We start from the raw sequence: 16273 nt of genomic DNA, 5'->3' as shown, positions 1-16273 counted from the left end.
TTCCCGGCTGATCCCGCCAAAGCCCTACGGTCTCACCTGATCCTTCGTGTAACAGGGGTGCGCAACTGGGCCTTGAGGCGGTCGAGGTCGAGCGCGCGGAAGGCGTCCCATTCGGTGACGATGACGAGGCAGTCGGCGCCCTCGGCGCATTCATAGGGGCCGGTGGCGTACATGACGGCGTCGGGAAGGACCTTGCGCGCCTCTTCCATGCCGACCGGGTCATAGGCGCGGATCTTCACGCCGCGGTCGACCAGCGACTGGATGATGTTGATGGCCGGGCTGTCGCGCATGTCGTCGGTGTTGGGCTTGAAGGTCAGGCCGAGCACCGCGACGGTGGCGCCGCGCGGGGGAACGCTCAGCGCCTCCAGCACCTTGCGGCCCATGGCGGCCTTGCGGGTCTCGTTCACCGTGGCGACGGTCTCGATGAGGCGGATCGGCGTGCCGGCCTCCTGCGCGGTGCGGGTCAGGGCCAGCGTGTCCTTGGGAAAGCAGGAGCCGCCATAGCCCGGCCCGGCATGCAGGAATTTCGGGCCGATGCGGCGATCGAGGCCGATGCCGCGTGCCACTTCCTGCACGTCGCCGCCGACCTTCTCGCACAGATCGGCCAGTTCGTTGATGAAGGTGATCTTCATCGCCAGGAAGGCGTTCGAGGCATATTTGATCAGCTCGGCATTGGCGCGCTCGGTGAACAGCAGCGGCGCCGCGTTGAGCGAGAGCGGGCGGTAGAGCGCCTTCATCACCTCGCGGGCGCGCGGATCGTCGGTGCCGACGACGATGCGGTCGGGCCGCTTGAAATCCTCGATCGCCGCGCCCTCGCGCAGGAATTCCGGGTTGGAGACGACCGCGATGTCGGCCTCCGGGGTCGCCTCGCGGATGATGTGTTCGAGATCGGCGCCGGTGCCCACCGGCACGGTCGACTTGGTGACGACGACGGTGAAGCCGTTTGCCGCGCGGGCGATCTCGCGCGCGGCGGCATGGACGTAGGACAGGTCGGCGTGCCCGTCGCCGCGCCGCGAGGGCGTGCCGACCGCGATGAACACCACTTCCGCCTCGGCCACCGCCTCGGCAAGATCGGTGGTGAAGCGCAGCCGGCCGCCGGCGACGTTGCGGGCGACCAGTTCGTCGAGGCCCGGCTCGAAGATCGGCATGATGCCCGCCTTCAGGCGCTCGATCTTCGAGACGTCCATGTCGACGCAGGTGACGTCGTGGCCGAAATCGGAAAAGCAGGTGCCGGAGACCAGGCCGACATAGCCTGTACCGATCATCGCGACGCGCATGGGTGACTCTCACTGCGGTTGACGGCGGTGGCTCCGGTTACCGGCGGGGAGCCACCATGCCCTTTAGCCAATTGTGCGCGGCTTTTCGAGAGGCAAGGTGCCGCGCACGGTTGCGGAGGCTGAGATTCGCAGGCTTTTGCGTCGGTTGGGCGACATTCGCCCCCTTCGCGGCGCCGGACCGCACGGCACTGTGATGACGCGACGTCAAGACGTCCGGAGTGACTTTAAGTAAAACAGAGATGTGCCGGCGAGAAATGACTAAATTAGACTAATTAAAAACAAGCAATTACGAAATCTTTAGTTGACAGATCGGGCGCTGCGGAGGGATTAGGCGGCGGTGTTTGCCTCTCTCTCCGGTGTTTTTCGCCCATGCCTCGCCGTTTCCGTGCCGCCAGTGCCGTACTGGCCCGCCGCATTGCGGGATGGGCGGCGGCATTGGCCGTTATTCTCCTCACGTCGTCTCTGCCCGCGCGGGCAGAGATCGCGCTGACGGACGTGACCGGGCGCGAGGTGACGCTGGCGGCGCCGGCGCATCGGCTGCTCATCGACGATGGGCGCTTTCTCATCGCGCTGGCGCTCATCCATCGTGACCCGGTGAGCGTGCTTGCCGCCTGGCCGCGCGACATCAACCGAATCGGCACGCATACTTATGAGGCCTACCGGGCGAAGTTCCCGGCGATCGACCAACTCGCCAAGGTGGCGAGTTCCGCCGGCGCGCTGTCGGTGGAGCAGGTGGTGGCGGCCCGTCCGGACCTCGCCGTGTTCTCGCTGGGCGCGCAGCCCACGCCGGAGGAGCGCGCGCGCATCGAGGCGGCGGGCATTCCGGTGGTGGTGATCGACTTCTTCACCCACCCGCTGACCAATCTCGAACCGAGCCTGACCCTGCTGGGGGAGGCGACCGGGCGGGCGGCGCAGGCGCGGGATTTCCTCGCCTTCCGCCGTGAGCGCCTCGATGCGGTGCGGGCCAAGCTCGACGGGCTGGCGAAGGACGAACGCCCGCGCGTGTTCCTGGAGCCGCATGCCGCGATGACGGCCGACTGCTGCAACTCGCCGGGGCGCGGCAATGTCGGCGACATCATCGAGGCGGTGGGCGGCACCAATATCGGCGCGGCGGTGATCCCGCGTGCCTTCGGCAAGCTGAATCTCGAATACGTCATCGCCCAGGACCCGCAAGTCTATATCGCCACCGGCGGCAGCCACATGGAAGGCACCGCCGGGCTGCTGATCGGGCCCGAATACAGCGCCGAGCGGGCGCGCGAGACGCTGGCGCGGGTCGTCGCCCGGCCGGGCTTTTCCGATCTTGCCGCCGTGCGCGACCACCGGGTGCACGGCCTGTCGCACCAGATGCTCAACTCGCCGCTCGACCTGTTCACGGTCGAGATCCTGGCGAAATGGATCCACCCCGAACGCTTCGCCGCGCTCGACGTCGACCGGACGGTGGCGGAGGTCAATGAACGCTTCCTCGCCGTGCCGGTCGAGGGGCCCAACTGGATAAGCCTCGACTGACGGGGTCGCCCGCCGGGGGCGGCGCCGTCGCGAACCTTCAGCCATCATCAACGGAGAAACGTCATGCCGATCGACGCGACTTTTGCCCGGCCCCGCCTGCGTGCCCTCGCCCTCGCTTCCGTCGCGCTGCTCGGCCTTGCCGGGGCGGCCCTCGCCGACCCTGAATTCGTCAAGACGGTGAAGCCCGGCGCGGGCCTCTACGAACTCGTTTTCAGCGCGCCGATGAACCGCGTCTACGTCGCCGCCGCCGGCACCCGCGGGGCCAACGAGACCTTCGTCTACGCGCTCGACCCCAAGACGCTGGAGACCAAGGAGACGATCGCGCTCGGCGACGACCCGGTGTTCGGCCTCGGCATCAACAACAAGACCAAGACGCTCTACGGTACCCAGACCCGCGACGGCTCGCTGGCGATGATCGACCTCGCCTCCGGCAAGGTGGTAGCCAGGTTGACCAAGGGCGAGAAGGCGCATGTGCGCGAGGTTGCCGTCGACGAGGCCGCCGACCGCGCCTATGTGACGGTGCTCGGCATGCGCGACACGCCGAGCGCGGTGTGGATCGTCGACGGCGCCAAGAAGGCGATCGTTGACAGCATCGACGACCTCGTCGGCGGCATTGCCGGCATTTCGCTCGACGCGAAGAACAACCGCCTGTTCCTCTCGGCGCTGCAGGCCAATGAAGTGGTGGTGGTGGACCTCGCCACCAAGAAGGTGACCAACCGCTTCCCCTCGGGCGGGGAGGGGTCGATCAACCTCGTCTACGACGCCTCCGGCGACCAGGTGTTCGTCGCCAATCAGGGGTCCGGCGACGTGACGGTGCTGGACGCGCAGGACGGCAAGCTCATCAAGAAGATCCCCACCGGCGCCGGCGCCCTGGGCCTCGCCATCGACCCGCAGCGCAGCCTGCTCTACGTCACCAACCGGCAGGCCGGCTTCACCTCGCTGGTCGACACCAAGACGCTGGAGCCGATCGCGAACATCGTCACCGGCTCGATGCCGCAGACCGTCGCGGTCGATGCCGCCAGCGGCAACGCCTATGTCTCCAACAAGCTCAAGAGCGCCGGCCGTCCCCCGCGCCCGGCCGCGCCGCCGGCCGGCGCCACGCCGGGAGCCCAGCCGGCCTCGGTGCCGGCCGCCGCGGCACCGCGCCCGCGTCCGGTGCCGATGGTCGACCCCTATGGCGACACCGTCACCCTCATCACGCCCTGATCGGCGCAACCCCCGATCGGCGAGAGCCGGAGCCCATCCTCATGAGTGTTTCCCACGGAGCGATGCGCATGCGCGATGGCGCGGGGAAGGCGGCCGCGAAGCAGGCGGCCTTCGCTCCCGCCCTGCCGTTCGCGCTGGTTTCCGGCGAGGAAACGCTTGTCGGGCGGGGCTGCGCCGGCCTTGTCGGCGCCGGGCCCGAACCGCTTGGGGAACGGGCGCGGCGCCTGCTCGACACGCCGGCGGACGCTCCGGCCGTCGTGGTCGGCGCGCTGCCCTTCGCGGCGGAGGCGCCGGTCCATCTCTACCGGCCGGCCGAACTGTCGCGCCGGCCCGGCCGCGCCGGCTTCGCCGCGGCCTTCCCCCCGCCCGCACTGGTACGGCCGGAGGCGGGCGCGCCGGCGCGCTGGCAGGTAACGCCGGAACCTTCGCTCGCCGCCTATCGCGACGCGGTAGCCGCAGCACTGGCGCAGATGGCGCGCGGCGAGGACGGTTTGCGCAAGATCGTGCTCTCGCGCAGCCTGAAGCTTACCGCGGACCGGCCGGTCGACGCCCAGGCGCTGCTGCGGGCGCTGGCGCAGGACCTGAGCGTTACCGCCTTCTGCGTGCCGCTGCCGTCCAGTACGGCACCGCGCGCGCTGGTCGGAGCGACGCCGGAACTGCTGGTGTCGAGGCGCGGGGCGCAGGTGTTCTCGCACCCGCTCGCCGGTTCCGCCCGCCGTTCGCCGGAGCCGGGGGCCGACCGTGCCGCGGCCGAGGCGCTGCGCGCCTCCGACAAGGACCGTCGCGAGCACCGCGAGGTCGTCACCGCCATTCTCGACCAGTTGGCGCCACATTGCGCCGAACTTACCGCGCCCGGCGAACCCGCGCTGACCTCCACCGCCAGCATGTGGCATCTCGGCACGCCGATCGCCGGGCGGCTGCGCGATGCCTCGCTATCGGCGCTCGACCTCGCCGTGCTGCTGCACCCGACTCCGGCGGTGTGCGGCACGCCGCGCGCGCCGGCCGCCCGCGCCATCGCCACGCTGGAAGGCTATGAGCGCGGCTTCTACGCCGGCGCGGTCGGCTGGTGCGCGGCGTCCGGCGACGGCGACTGGCATGTGGCGATACGCTGTGCCGAGCTTGCCGGGCGCACCGCGCGGCTCTACGCCGGCGCCGGCATCGTCGCCGGCTCCGACCCGGCGGCGGAGGGCGAGGAGACCTCGGCCAAGTTCGCCGCCCTGCTCACCGCTTTGGGCATTGACGAACAGGGCCGCCCGCTGACGGAGACTGACGCGTGATACCGCTTCAACAGACCTGGCCGGAGGCATTCGCGACCCGCTACCGCGAGAAGGGCTATTGGCGGGGCGAGACCTTCACCTCGTTTCTGCGCGCCCGCGCGGGCGAATGGCCGGACCGCCTCGCCGTGGTCGGCGGGGAGCGGCGCTGGAGCTTCGCCGAGCTGGAGGCGCGGGCCGAGACGACCGCGCGCGGCCTGCTGGCGCTGGGGCTGAGGCCGGGCGACCGGGTGGTGGTGCAGCTTCCCAACATCGCCGAGTTCCTTTCCGTGGTGTTCGGCCTGTTCCGCGCCCGGCTGGTGCCGGTCTATGCGCTGCCGGCGCACCGGAGCGTGGAGATCATCCATTTCGCCCGCAGCGCCGAGGCGCGCGGCTACATCGTCGCTGACCGGCATGACGGGTTCGATTATCGCCCGCTGGCGCAGGAGGTGCAGCGCGAGGTGCCGGCGGTGGCGCATGTGGTGGTTGTCGGCGAGGGCGGACCGTTCACCGCGCTCGACACGCTTCCCGACGGCTCGGCCATCGAACTGCCGCTCGATGCCGATCCCTCCGAGGCCGCCTTCCTGCAGATTTCCGGGGGGTCGACGGGCTTGTCCAAGCTGATCCCGCGCACCCATGACGACTACATCTATTCCTTCCGGGCCAGCGCCGAGATCTGCGGCCTGACGCCGGAAAGCGTTTATCTCGCGGCGCTGCCGGTGGCGCATAATTTCCCGATGAGTTCGCCCGGCGTGTTCGGCGCGCTCTATGCCGGGGCCCGCGTGGTGCTCGCCCCTTCGCCGAGCCCGGAAGCCGCCTTTCCGCTGATCGCGCGCGAAGGCGTGACCATCACCGGGCTGGTGCCGCCGCTCGCCCTGCTCTGGCTGCAGGCGGCGCCTTCGACCGCGCACGACCTGTCCTCGCTTCGGGTGCTGCAGGTGGGAGGGGCGAAGTTCCTCACCGAATCCGCCCGCCGGGTGAAGCCCGTGCTCGGCTGCACCTTGCAGCAGGTGTTCGGCATGGCCGAGGGGCTAGTGAACTATACCCGCCTCGACGACCCGGAGGAGGTCATCGTCTCCACCCAGGGACGCCCGATCAGCCCGGACGACGAGGTTCTCATCCTGGACGATGAGGGCCTCCCGGTACGTGAGGGCGAGGCGGGCCATCTGCTGACGCGCGGGCCCTACACGATCCGCGCCTATCACAATAATGACGGCGCCAATGCCCGCGCCTTCACGCCCGACGGATTCTACCGCACCGGCGACGTGGTGAAGCGCACGCCGGAGGGTTATCTCGTGGTGCAGGGCCGGGCCAGCGACCATATCAACCGGGCCGGCGAGAAGATTTCCGCCGAGGAGATCGAGGAACATCTGCTCGGCCATCCCAATGTGTTCGACGCCGCCGTGGTCTCGCTGCCGGACGATTTCCTCGGTGAGCGCTCCTGCGCCTTCATTATCGCGCAAGGGGACAAGCCGAAGGCGGCGGCGCTGAAGGCGTGGATGCGCACGCGCGGCCTTGCCGATTTCAAGGTGCCGGACCAGATCGTGTTCGTCGACGGTTTCGAGACCACGGCGGTCGGCAAGGTCTCGCGCAAGGAGCTGCGCGCCAGCCTGCGCCGGCGCTTCCTGGCACAGGCGGAGGGCTGACATGAGCGTGAAGGGTACCGCCAAGGGACTGCCGACCATTGCCCCCTACGAGCTGCCGCGCGCCGACGAACTGCCCGCGCCGCGCGCGCCGTGGAAGCTGGAGCGCGACCGGGCGGGCCTGCTGATCCACGACATGCAGAACTATTTCCTGCGCGTCTTCACGCCCGATGCTTCGCCGCTGGCGCCGGCGGTGGCCAATATCGCGGCGCTGGCGGCGGCCGCCCGCGCGGCTGGGGTGCCGGTGTTCTACACCGCGCAGGAGGGCGACCAGGACCGGCGCGACCGGGGTTTGCAGGCCGACCTGTGGGGCCCGGGCATGAGCGGGGCGGCCGAGCACCAGCCGATTCTCGCCGCGCTCGCGCCGCAGCCGGGCGACCACACATTGGTGAAGCACCGCTACAGCGCATTCCAGCGCTCGAACCTGGAAACGTTGCTGCGCGCACGCGGGCGCGACCAGCTTATCATCTGCGGCGTCTACGCGCATATCGGCTGCACGCTCACCGCCGCCGACGCCTTCATGCGCGACATCGAGCCGTTCATGGCCGCCGACGCGCTGGCGGATTTCTCCCGCGCCCGGCACGACCACGCCCTGTCCTATGTCGCGGAGGTCTGCGGTGTGCCGCTGACGAGCGCGCAGATACTGGAGGTGCTGTGATGGCCATCGAGCCCGCCGACATCCGCCGGATCGTCACCCCGGCCGCGCCGGTGACGCGCGAGACCATGCGCGCGGACATCGCGAAGATGCTGCACGAGGACCCCGAGGAAATCGGCGGCGGCGACAGCCTGATCGACCTCGGCCTCGATTCGATGCGGGCAATGAATCTGGTGCTGCTGTGGAGCGAAGGCGGGCTGGACCTCGAATTCGCGCACTTCGCCGAGAACCCGACGCTGGATGGCTGGTGGGCGCTGGTCGACGCACGCCAGCGCGCCCGTCCACCGCTGCAGGGCGGCTGACGCGATGAGCGAGGCCGGCGCGCAGCCTCCCCCCGAGGCGCATCCGCTCACCGAGGCGCAGTCCGGCCTGTGGTACGCGCAGCGGCTCGACCCTTCCAACCCCCTGTTCAACACCGGCCAGTCCATCGCGCTGACCGGGCCGTTCGACCGCGACGCCTTCGAGGCGGCTCTGGCACAGGCCGTGGCGGAGGCGGATGCCCTCGCGCTGCGGATGATCGACGCGCCGGCAGGGCCGGTGCAGGTGCTCGACCCCGCGCAGCGTCCGGTGCTGGAGGTGATCGACGTTTCCCGGGCGGGCGACCCGATGGCCGCCGCGCAGGCGGAGATCGCCCGCGACATGGCGAGGCCGATCGACCCGACCCGCGAGAAGCTCGCCGCCGAGCGGCTGTTCGTGCTGGGGCCGCAGCGCCATGTCTGGCAGCAGCGCATTCATCACCTCGCCATTGACGGCTACGGGATGATCCTGCTCACCCAGCGGGTCGCCGAACTCTACAATGCCCACCGCCGCGCGAGCGACCCCGGCGCGCCGCTGCCGGGCATGGCCGCCGCGTTCGCGGAGGATGCCGCCTATCGCGCTTCCGGCAAAAGGGCGACCGACGGCGCCTATTGGCGCGAGCTGTTCGCGGACCGGCCGGAGGTGGCGGGCCTCGCCGCCGGCGCGCCGGTGAGCGCGCCACGCTTCCACCGCCGCGCGGTGGAGATCGACGCGGCAACGTTCGCGCGAGTGCGGGGAAGCGCCGAGCGCACCGCCATCCCCTGGCCGGACGTGGTGACGGCGCTGGCGGCGGCCTATGTCGGGCGCCACACCGGCACGCCGGAGGTGGTGGTCGGGGTACCGTTCATGGCGCGGCTCGGCAGCGCGGCGGCGCGGGTGCCGGCAATGCTGATGAACGTGCTGCCGCTGCGCGTCGCGATGCCCGAGAGGGGCGGGATCGACGACTATCTCGGCGCGGTGGCGAAGAGCCTCACGCGGGCGCGCCGGCACGGGCGCTACCGCTCCGAGCAGTTGCGGCGCGACCTGCGGCTGGTGGGCGGCCAGCGCCGGCTGCACGGGCCGCTGATCAACCTGCTGCCCTTCGACGAGACGCCGCGCTTCGAGGGGCTGGAAAGCCGGCTGGACGTGCTGTCGACCGGGCCGGTGGAGGACATCACCTTCACCTTCCGCCTGCACGGCACGGACGGGCTGCGGCTGGAGGTCGACGCCAATCCGGACCTCTACTCCGCCGAAGAGGTGGCGGCGCATGCCGCAAGGCTGGCGCAGTTCCTCGCGGCGGCGAGCGCGGCGGAGACGCTGGACGACGTGCCGACCGCGACGCCTGAGGAGGCGCGCCGGCACCTGTTCGAGCTCAACGCCACCGACCACGCCGTGCCCGACACCACGCTGGCGGCGCTGATCGAGACGCGGATGCGGGAGGTGCCGCACGCGCCGGCCCTTCGCTTTGCCGGCGAAGAAATGGATTATGCGACGCTGGACGCGCGGAGCCGGGCGCTGGCGGAACGGCTTGTGGCCGCGGGCGAGAGCGGCATCGTCGCGGTGGCGCTGCCGCGCTCGCTGGAGCTGGTGGTGGCGCTGGTCGCGGTGCTGCGGGCGGGGCTCGCCTATCTGCCGCTGGACCTCGCCCAGCCCGATGCGCGGCTCGCCCGCATCCTCGCCTCGGCGCAACCGCGCCATGTGCTGGCACGGGCCGAGGATACCCACCGCTTCGACGGCAAGGTCGAGGTGCTCGCCCCCGGCGACTGGCCGGTCGTGCCGACCGGGGCGGGGATCGACGGCCCGGCGCCCGAGGACGCGGCCTATGTGATCTACACCTCCGGCTCGACCGGCGAGCCCAAGGGGGTCGTCATCGGCCACCGCGCCATCGTCAACCGGGTGGAATGGATGCGGGCGCATTATGGATTCACGCCCGCCGACCGCATCCTGCAGAAGACACCGGCGAGCTTCGACGTCTCGGTGTGGGAGTTCTTCCTGCCCTTGATGGCGGGGGCCTGTCTGGTGATCGCCCCGCCGGAGGCGCATCGCGACCCTGTCGCGCTGGCGCGGATCATCGCAGAGGAGGGCATCACCACGGCGCATTTCGTGCCCTCCATGCTGGCGGCGTTTCTCGCCGAGCCGGCCGCCAGGGGCCTCGCGCTCACCCGCGTGTTCTGCTCGGGCGAGGAACTTCCGGCCGATCTGCGCGACCGCTTCCACCGCACATTGCGCGCCGAGCTGCACAATCTCTACGGCCCGACCGAAGCGGCGGTCGATGTGAGCTACTGGCCGGCCGGGCCCGAGGACCGATCCCGCCCGGTGCCGATCGGCTTTCCGGTGTGGAACACGCGGCTTTACGTGCTGGACGAGATGGACCGGCCGCAGCCGCCCGGCGTGCCGGGGCATCTCTTTCTCGGCGGCGTGCAACTGGCGCAGGGCTATCTGGGCCGGCCGGATCTGACCCGGGAGCGCTTCCGGCCCGACCCGTTCAGGCCCGGCGAGCGGATCTACGCCACCGGCGATCTCGCGCTGTGGCGACCGGACGGGGCGGTGGTGTTTCTCGGCCGCTCCGACCACCAGGTGAAGATACGCGGGCTGCGCATCGAGCTCGGCGAGATCGAGGCGGCGGTGATGGCATCCGGCCGCGTGCGGCAGGCGGCCATTCTGGCGCGCGAGGATGGCGGCACGACGCGGATCGTCGCCTATGTGGTGGCCGAGCCGGGCGCCGAGCTTGCCGCGCTCAAGGCGGAGGTCGCCGCCCGGGTGCCGGACTACATGGTGCCCGCCGCTTTCGTGAGGCTCGACGCGCTGCCGGTGAACGCCAATGGCAAGCTCGACCGCGGGGCTTTGCCGGCACCGGACTTCGCCGGCCGCGGAGGCCGTTTGCCGGCGACGCCGGGCGAGCGAAGGGTCGCCGCGCTGTTCGCCGAACAGCTCAAGCTCGACGCGCCGGTGGCGGCGGAGGACGATTTCTTCTCGCTGGGCGGGGATTCGCTCGGCGCCGTGGCGCTGCTGCTGCGGGTGCGGGAGGCGTTCGGGCGCGATCCCGGCCTCGGCGCTCTGTTCGCCCAGCCGACCGTGGAGGGCTTCGCCCGGCTGCTCGACGCCGAGGCGCCGGCGGAGGATCTGGGGCTGGCCCCGCTGATCACCCTGCTGGAAGGCGGGCCCGACCTGCCGCCGCTTTTCGTCCTTCACCCGGCGGGCGGCATCTCCTGGTGTTACGGGCGGCTGGCGCGGGCGCTGGTCCCCCGCCGCACCGTGTATGGCGTTCAGGCGCCGGCGCTGGCGCCGGGCATCGCCCCACCGGCGAGCCTGGAGCAACTGGCGGCGGAGTATGTCGAGCGCATCCGCGCGGTGCGCCCGCACGGACCCTATCACCTGCTCGGCTGGTCGGTCGGCGGCATTCTCGCCCAGGCGATGGCGGTTCGGCTGGCCGAGATCGGTGCCGAGGTGGGCGTGGTGGCGATGCTGGATTCCTACCCCTGCGATGTCTGGCGCGGCGAGCCGGACCCGGGCGAGGACGGGGCCTTGAAGGCGCTGCTCGCCATTGCCGGCCACGACCCCGACCGGCTTCCGGCGCTGGCGCTGACGCGGCCCTCGGTGCTCGCTTTCCTGCGCGCCTCCGACAGCCCTCTGGGCCAATTGCCCGACGCGGCACTCGACGGCGTGGTGCGGGTGGTGGCGGGCAATAACCGGCTGGTGCGCGGCCATTTCCATCGCCGCTATGAAGGCCCGGTGCTGCATTTCCGCGCTGCACTGGACCATGCGGGCCGGGACTTGTCTCCGGCGCAGTGGCGGCCTTATGCCGGGTCGGTCGAGGTGACGGACATTTCCGCGCTCCACGCCCATCTCACCGGACCGGAGGCGGTGCAGGTCATCGCCCCGGTGCTGGCGCGGGCGCTGGAATCGGTCGAACAGCGGGAGGAGGCGGCATGCGCGACAGCGGTCTGAGGGACAAGATCGCGCTGGTGACCGGCGCGGCCGGCGGCATCGGTACGGCCGTGGTGCGCCAATTGGTGGCGGAGGGCGTGCGCGTCGTCGCCACCGATCGCGACGAGGCGGGGGTGAGTACGCTGGCGAACGAGTTGGGCGCCGCCGTCATCCCGGCCTTGCTCGACGTGCGCTCCAGCGAGGCGGTGGATGCGCTGGTGGCGCGCATCGAGGGCGACATTGGCCCGATCGACCTGCTGGCCCATGTGGCCGGGGTGCTGTCCCATGAACCGGTGACCAGCCTTTCCGACGCCGAGTGGGAGCGGGTGCTCGACATCAACGCCACCGGCGTGTTCCGGGTCGGCCGGGCGGTGGCGCGGGTGATGCAGCCGCGCAAGCGCGGGGCGATGGTGGTGGTGTCGTCCAACGCCGCCGGCATTCCGCGCCACGCCATGGCGGCCTATGCCGCCTCCAAGGCGGCGGCGACCATGTTCACCCGCTGCCTCGGGCTGGAACTGGCGCCGCACGGCATACGCTGCAACATCGTCGCGCCCGGCTCGACCCTGACCCCGATGCAGACCGGCATGTGGGCGGACGAGCACGGCGCGGCGCGGGTGATCGCGGGGACGCTGGAAACCTTCAAGGCCGGCATCCCGCTGGCCAAGCTGGCGACCCCGGACGACATCGCCGACGCGGTGCTGTTCCTGCTCTCGGCGCGCGCCGGCCATGTCACCATGGCCGACCTCTATGTCGATGGCGGCGCCACGCTCAGGGGGTGATCACACCGCCCGGTCGACGATCACCTGCAGGAAACCCTGCGAACAGCGCTCGACGCGGGCCTCGACCCGGTAGACGCGGGCCAGCGTCTCCGGCGTGATCGCCGCGCCCGGCGGGCCGTCGGCGGCGACCGCGCCGCGCTCCAGCACCACGATACGGCGGGCGTAGCGGGCGGCCTGGGCGATGTCGTGCAGCACGATGATCACGATGATGGAGCGTTCGCGCGCCAGTTCCTCGACCAGTTGCATCACCCGCATCTGGTGGTGGATGTCGAGCGCGCTGGTCGGCTCGTCGAGCAAAAGCACGGTCGGCTCGCGCACGATGGACTGGGCGAGGCTGGCGAGCTGGCGCTGGCCGCCGGAGAGCTCGTCCAGCCCGCGCAGGGCGAGATCGGCAATGCCGAGCCGCTCCAGTGTCGCGAAGGCGCGGGCCTGCGCTCCGGCGGTGGAAAGCGTCTCGTCGCGTGCCGACATCAGCGCCGAGAGCGTCGCCTCGAACACGGTGAGCGCCACGCGCTGCGGCAGTGCCTGCGGCATGTAGGTGACATGGCGGGCATGGCCGGCGACGGACAGGCCGGTGAGTTCGGTGTCGTCGAGGCGGATCGAGCCCCTCGCCGGCACCAGCCCGGCGAGCGCGCGCAGCAGGGTGGTCTTGCCGGCCGCGTTCGGCCCGATCAGCGCGGTGACGCCGCCGCCGGAAATCGCCGGGAGGGTCAGGTCCTCGATGATGCGGCGCCGGCCATAGCCGACCGACAGCCCCTCGATGGCGAGACGCGGCGCCATCACAGCCGCTCCCGCCGGGCGAAGATGAGCGCCATGAAGAACGGCACGCCGATCAGCGCGGTGACGATGCCGACCGGCAGCAGCGCGCCGGGCACGATGAGCTTCGAGCCGACGGAGGCCAGCGACATGATGACCGCGCCGGCCAGCAGCGAGGCGGGCAGGAAGAAACGGTGGTCCTCGCCGACCAGCATGCGGGCGATGTGCGGGGCGACCAGGCCGATGAAGCCGATGGTGCCGACAAAGGCGACCGAGGTGGCGGCCAGCAGGCTCACCCGCAGCAGCGAGAAGAAGCGCAGCCGCCGGACCGAGATGCCGAAGGAACGCGCCCGGTCCTCGCCGAGCCGCAGCGCCGTCATCCGCCAGGAGGCGGCGAGCGAAAACGGCACGACGGCGGCGGTGACCAGCGCCAGCACGCCGAGCTTGCCCCATGTGGCGCGCGACAGGCTGCCCATGCTCCAGAACACCAGTTGCTGCAGCGCCTCCTGGCTGGCGACATACTGCACCAGCGCCACCAGCGCGTTGAAGGTGAACACCAGCGCGATGCCGAACAGCACCAGCGTCTCCACCCCGGTGCCGCGCAGATTGGCCATCGCCTGCAGCATCAGCACCGAGCCGAGGGCGAAGATGAAGGCGAAGGCCGGCAGGTTCCATTCCGCCGGTACGACCGGCAGGCTCACCCCCAGCACCAGCGCCAGCGCCGCGCCGAAGGAGGCGGCGGAGGACACGCCCAGCGTGAACGGGCTCGCCAGCGGGTTGTTGAGGATGGTCTGCATCTCCGCCCCGGCGAGAGCCAGCGCCGCTCCCACCAGCACCGCCATCAGCGCATAGGGCAGCCGCACCTCCCAGATGATGACGCGGGAGGGGGCATCGAGGCCGGCGGGGTCGAAGAGGCCGGACACCACGTCGGCGAGCGGCAGGTTGGAGGGGCCGGTGGCGATGTCGAACAAGAGCGCCACCACCATCAGCGCGCCGAGCGTGGCGACGAGGAGGATGCGCCGGCGCACGAGGCGCGCATAGGCCGCGCGTTCGCCTTCATGGGGCACGGATGGGGCCGCCGTTCCGGCATCGGGTGGGGCAGAGGGCGGGCTCATCCTGTCTCCAGCGGCCGTGCGGCACCAAGGGGTTCTGCATGAGCCGCGGAGGAGGGTCAAGTTCCTGCTGGGTCAAGGAAAATTCTGGAACGGTTCCATTGTGGTGGGCCGCCTGTGGCGGGGGCGGGCGGAGGGGCCGACTTCCCCCTTTTCATCTCTCCCCGCGGGGAGAGGGAGAGAGCGACCTTGAAGCCGGGGCTTGGCGCCGGGGGCCCATTGGGGCAAGACGTGGAGCACCGGGCACGCCCGGCCTGACCTGATCGTCTCCCTCCTGCTTCCTTCCCGCGCGGCGCTTTCCCGATGAATCCCGTCACCCTGCCCGATGCCGAATGGTTCGACCTCGCGCCCGAAGGCGGCGGGGCGCCGTGGCGGATCTTTCTTGCCCGGCCGCCGGGGGAGGCGCCGGCGGCGGGGTTCCCCGCCCTGTTCATGCTCGACGCCAATGCCGGCTTTGCCACCTTCGTGGAGGTGCTGCGGCGCGGCGCGGTGCGCCCGGCGGCGACCGGCATCGGCCCGGCGGTGCTGGTCGGCATCGGCTATCGCGAGGGCGAGGATGCCCGGGCGCGGCGCACTTTCGACTATACGACGGGGCCGGGCGCCGAAGCCGGCCGGGCCGGCGAACGGCCGACCGGCGGGCGCGACGCCTTCCTCGCCTTCATCGAGCAGGTGCTGAAACCGCACATCGCGCGCGAGGTGCCGCTGGACCCGGCGCGGCAGACGCTGTTCGGCCATTCGCTCGCCGGCTGGTTCACGCTCGATGTGATGGCGCGCGACAGCGCCGCCTTCCGCTCCTATGTCGCGGTGAGCCCCTCGCTGTGGTGGGACGAGGCGCGGCTCATCGAAGGGCTGGCGCTTCCGCGCGTGGTGCCGCCGCGCCTGTCGATGATGGTCGGCGAATGGGAGCAGGCGCTCGCCCCCTGGCAGGCGGCGCGGCCGGAGGCGGCCGAGATGGCGGCGCGGCGGGCGCGGCGGGGCATGGTGGCCCGGGCGCAAGGCTTTGCCGCACGGGCGCGGGACGCGCTCGGGCCCGGCGCGGAGGTGCAGTTCGAAGTGCTGGCGGGCGAGGACCATGCCTCGATCCTGCCGGCGGCGATGGCGCGGGCGCTGCGCTTCGCGCTGGCTGGCGCGCCGGCGGGTGATGCGCCGGAATGAGCGAGGCCGCCGCGAGACGGCGGCGCAGGCAACGACGCTGAAAGGGATGGCGCCGAAGTGATTGGCGCCCGTCCGGCCAGCTTGTAGTTCTAGCGCGAACCAATCGAGATCGGGACCGCCCATGACCGCCACACCGCCCGCTGCCCACCGCGCCGCGCTTCCTTCCTCCCCGGCGGTGCGCCGGCGACAGGCCGTGGCGGGCCTGGTGGTGGCCGCCATCGGCGCCGGCACGCTGGCCGGCGCCTGGTATTTTCAGCTCGTGGTCGGGCTGGCCCCGTGCCCGCTCTGCCTCGAACAGCGGATTCCCTACTATGTCGGCGTGCCGGTGGCGCTGGCCGGTGTGCTGTGCGCGGTCATCGGCAAGGCGGGGCCGGCGCGGGTGGCGCTGGGGCTGGCCGGCATGCTGATGGCGCTCGGCACCTATCTCGCGGTCTATCACGCCGGCGTCGAATGGGGCTTGTGGGCCGGACCGGAGACCTGCTCCGGCGCCGGGCCGGCGGTCGGCGGCGGCAATCTGCTCGGCCAGTTGCAGCAGGCCCGGGTGGTGCGCTGCGACGAGGCGCCGTGGCGGCTCTTCGGCCTGTCGCTGGCCGGCTACAACGCCTTCATCGCGGCGGGGCTGGTGGTGGTGGCGATGTGGGGCGCGACGGCGAAGGACTGAGGGGCGCCGTCATCCCGGCCGAGCGCAGCGAGAGCCGGGATCGCGTGACACTTGCTGACGACCCCGG

12 protein-coding genes and 1 pseudogene are annotated in these 16273 nt (G+C 71.3%); 10 read left to right on the top strand and 3 right to left on the bottom strand.

Annotated elements, in window-relative coordinates:
- Nucleotides 1–35: 35 nt before the first annotated feature.
- Nucleotides 36–1277: pseudogene (locus tag KHC23_RS16125) on the bottom strand (UDP-glucose dehydrogenase family protein); the annotation flags it as partial.
- Nucleotides 1278–1646: 369 nt separating this feature from the next.
- Here KHC23_RS16125 and KHC23_RS16120 point away from each other — a divergent pair.
- The 8 genes from KHC23_RS16120 to KHC23_RS16085 all read left to right on the top strand — a co-directional run bounded on the left by KHC23_RS16120 (nt 1647) and on the right by KHC23_RS16085 (nt 12522).
- Nucleotides 1647–2783, top strand: coding sequence for an ABC transporter substrate-binding protein (locus KHC23_RS16120; RefSeq protein WP_213373682.1), 1137 nt, complete (start codon nt 1647–1649; stop codon nt 2781–2783).
- Between the two features lie 63 nt (nt 2784–2846).
- Entirely contained in the window at nt 2847–3989 is a 1143-nt protein-coding gene (locus KHC23_RS16115) for a YncE family protein (RefSeq protein ID WP_213373681.1), read from the top strand.
- A gap of 41 nt (nt 3990–4030) precedes the next feature.
- Nucleotides 4031–5266: an isochorismate synthase gene (locus tag KHC23_RS16110; protein ID WP_246544681.1), complete on the top strand. Its 1236-nt coding sequence runs from the start codon at nt 4031–4033 to the stop codon at nt 5264–5266.
- On the top strand, nt 5263–6888 hold the full coding sequence (locus KHC23_RS16105; RefSeq protein WP_213373680.1) for a (2,3-dihydroxybenzoyl)adenylate synthase: 1626 nt from the start codon (nt 5263–5265) through the stop codon (nt 6886–6888). The genes KHC23_RS16110 and KHC23_RS16105 overlap by 4 nt, the downstream gene beginning before the upstream one ends.
- A 1-nt stretch (nt 6889) precedes the next feature.
- Nucleotides 6890–7543 carry an isochorismatase family protein gene (locus KHC23_RS16100; RefSeq protein WP_213373679.1) on the top strand — a complete coding sequence of 218 codons (654 nt, stop codon included), beginning with the start codon at nt 6890–6892 and terminating at the stop codon, nt 7541–7543.
- Nucleotides 7543–7842: a phosphopantetheine-binding protein gene (locus KHC23_RS16095; protein ID WP_213373678.1), complete on the top strand. Its 300-nt coding sequence runs from the start codon at nt 7543–7545 to the stop codon at nt 7840–7842. The genes KHC23_RS16100 and KHC23_RS16095 overlap by 1 nt, the downstream gene beginning before the upstream one ends.
- Nucleotides 7843–7846: 4 nt before the next feature.
- Complete coding sequence (locus KHC23_RS16090) at nt 7847–11764, top strand: non-ribosomal peptide synthetase (protein WP_213373677.1); 3918 nt, start codon at nt 7847–7849, stop codon at nt 11762–11764.
- Complete coding sequence (locus KHC23_RS16085) at nt 11746–12522, top strand: 2,3-dihydro-2,3-dihydroxybenzoate dehydrogenase (RefSeq protein WP_213373676.1); 777 nt, start codon at nt 11746–11748, stop codon at nt 12520–12522. Before KHC23_RS16090 ends, KHC23_RS16085 begins: the two co-directional genes overlap by 19 nt.
- On the opposite strand, the gene KHC23_RS16080 is transcribed toward KHC23_RS16085, so the two are convergent.
- Complete coding sequence (locus KHC23_RS16080) at nt 12523–13302, bottom strand: ABC transporter ATP-binding protein (RefSeq protein WP_213373675.1); 780 nt, start codon at nt 13300–13302, stop codon at nt 12523–12525.
- Nucleotides 13302–14393 carry a FecCD family ABC transporter permease gene (locus KHC23_RS16075; RefSeq protein ID WP_213373674.1) on the bottom strand — a complete coding sequence of 364 codons (1092 nt, stop codon included), beginning with the start codon at nt 14391–14393 and terminating at the stop codon, nt 13302–13304. The genes KHC23_RS16080 and KHC23_RS16075 overlap by 1 nt, the downstream gene beginning before the upstream one ends.
- Nucleotides 14394–14693: 300 nt before the next feature.
- Here KHC23_RS16075 and KHC23_RS16070 point away from each other — a divergent pair, with 300 nt between their 5' ends.
- Both KHC23_RS16070 and KHC23_RS16065 read left to right on the top strand, forming a co-directional pair.
- Nucleotides 14694–15545: an alpha/beta hydrolase gene (locus KHC23_RS16070; RefSeq protein WP_213373673.1), complete on the top strand. Its 852-nt coding sequence runs from the start codon at nt 14694–14696 to the stop codon at nt 15543–15545.
- A gap of 121 nt (nt 15546–15666) precedes the next feature.
- Nucleotides 15667–16206, top strand: coding sequence for a disulfide bond formation protein B (locus KHC23_RS16065; RefSeq protein WP_213373672.1), 540 nt, complete (start codon nt 15667–15669; stop codon nt 16204–16206).
- Nucleotides 16207–16273: the final 67 nt, after the last annotated feature.

The organism is Ancylobacter dichloromethanicus (genome assembly GCF_018390645.1).
Lineage (GTDB): Bacteria > Pseudomonadota > Alphaproteobacteria > Rhizobiales > Xanthobacteraceae > Ancylobacter > Ancylobacter dichloromethanicus.
The sequence above is the reverse complement of the archived record's forward strand: the minus strand, read 5'-3'. Positions and strand labels throughout refer to the sequence as shown.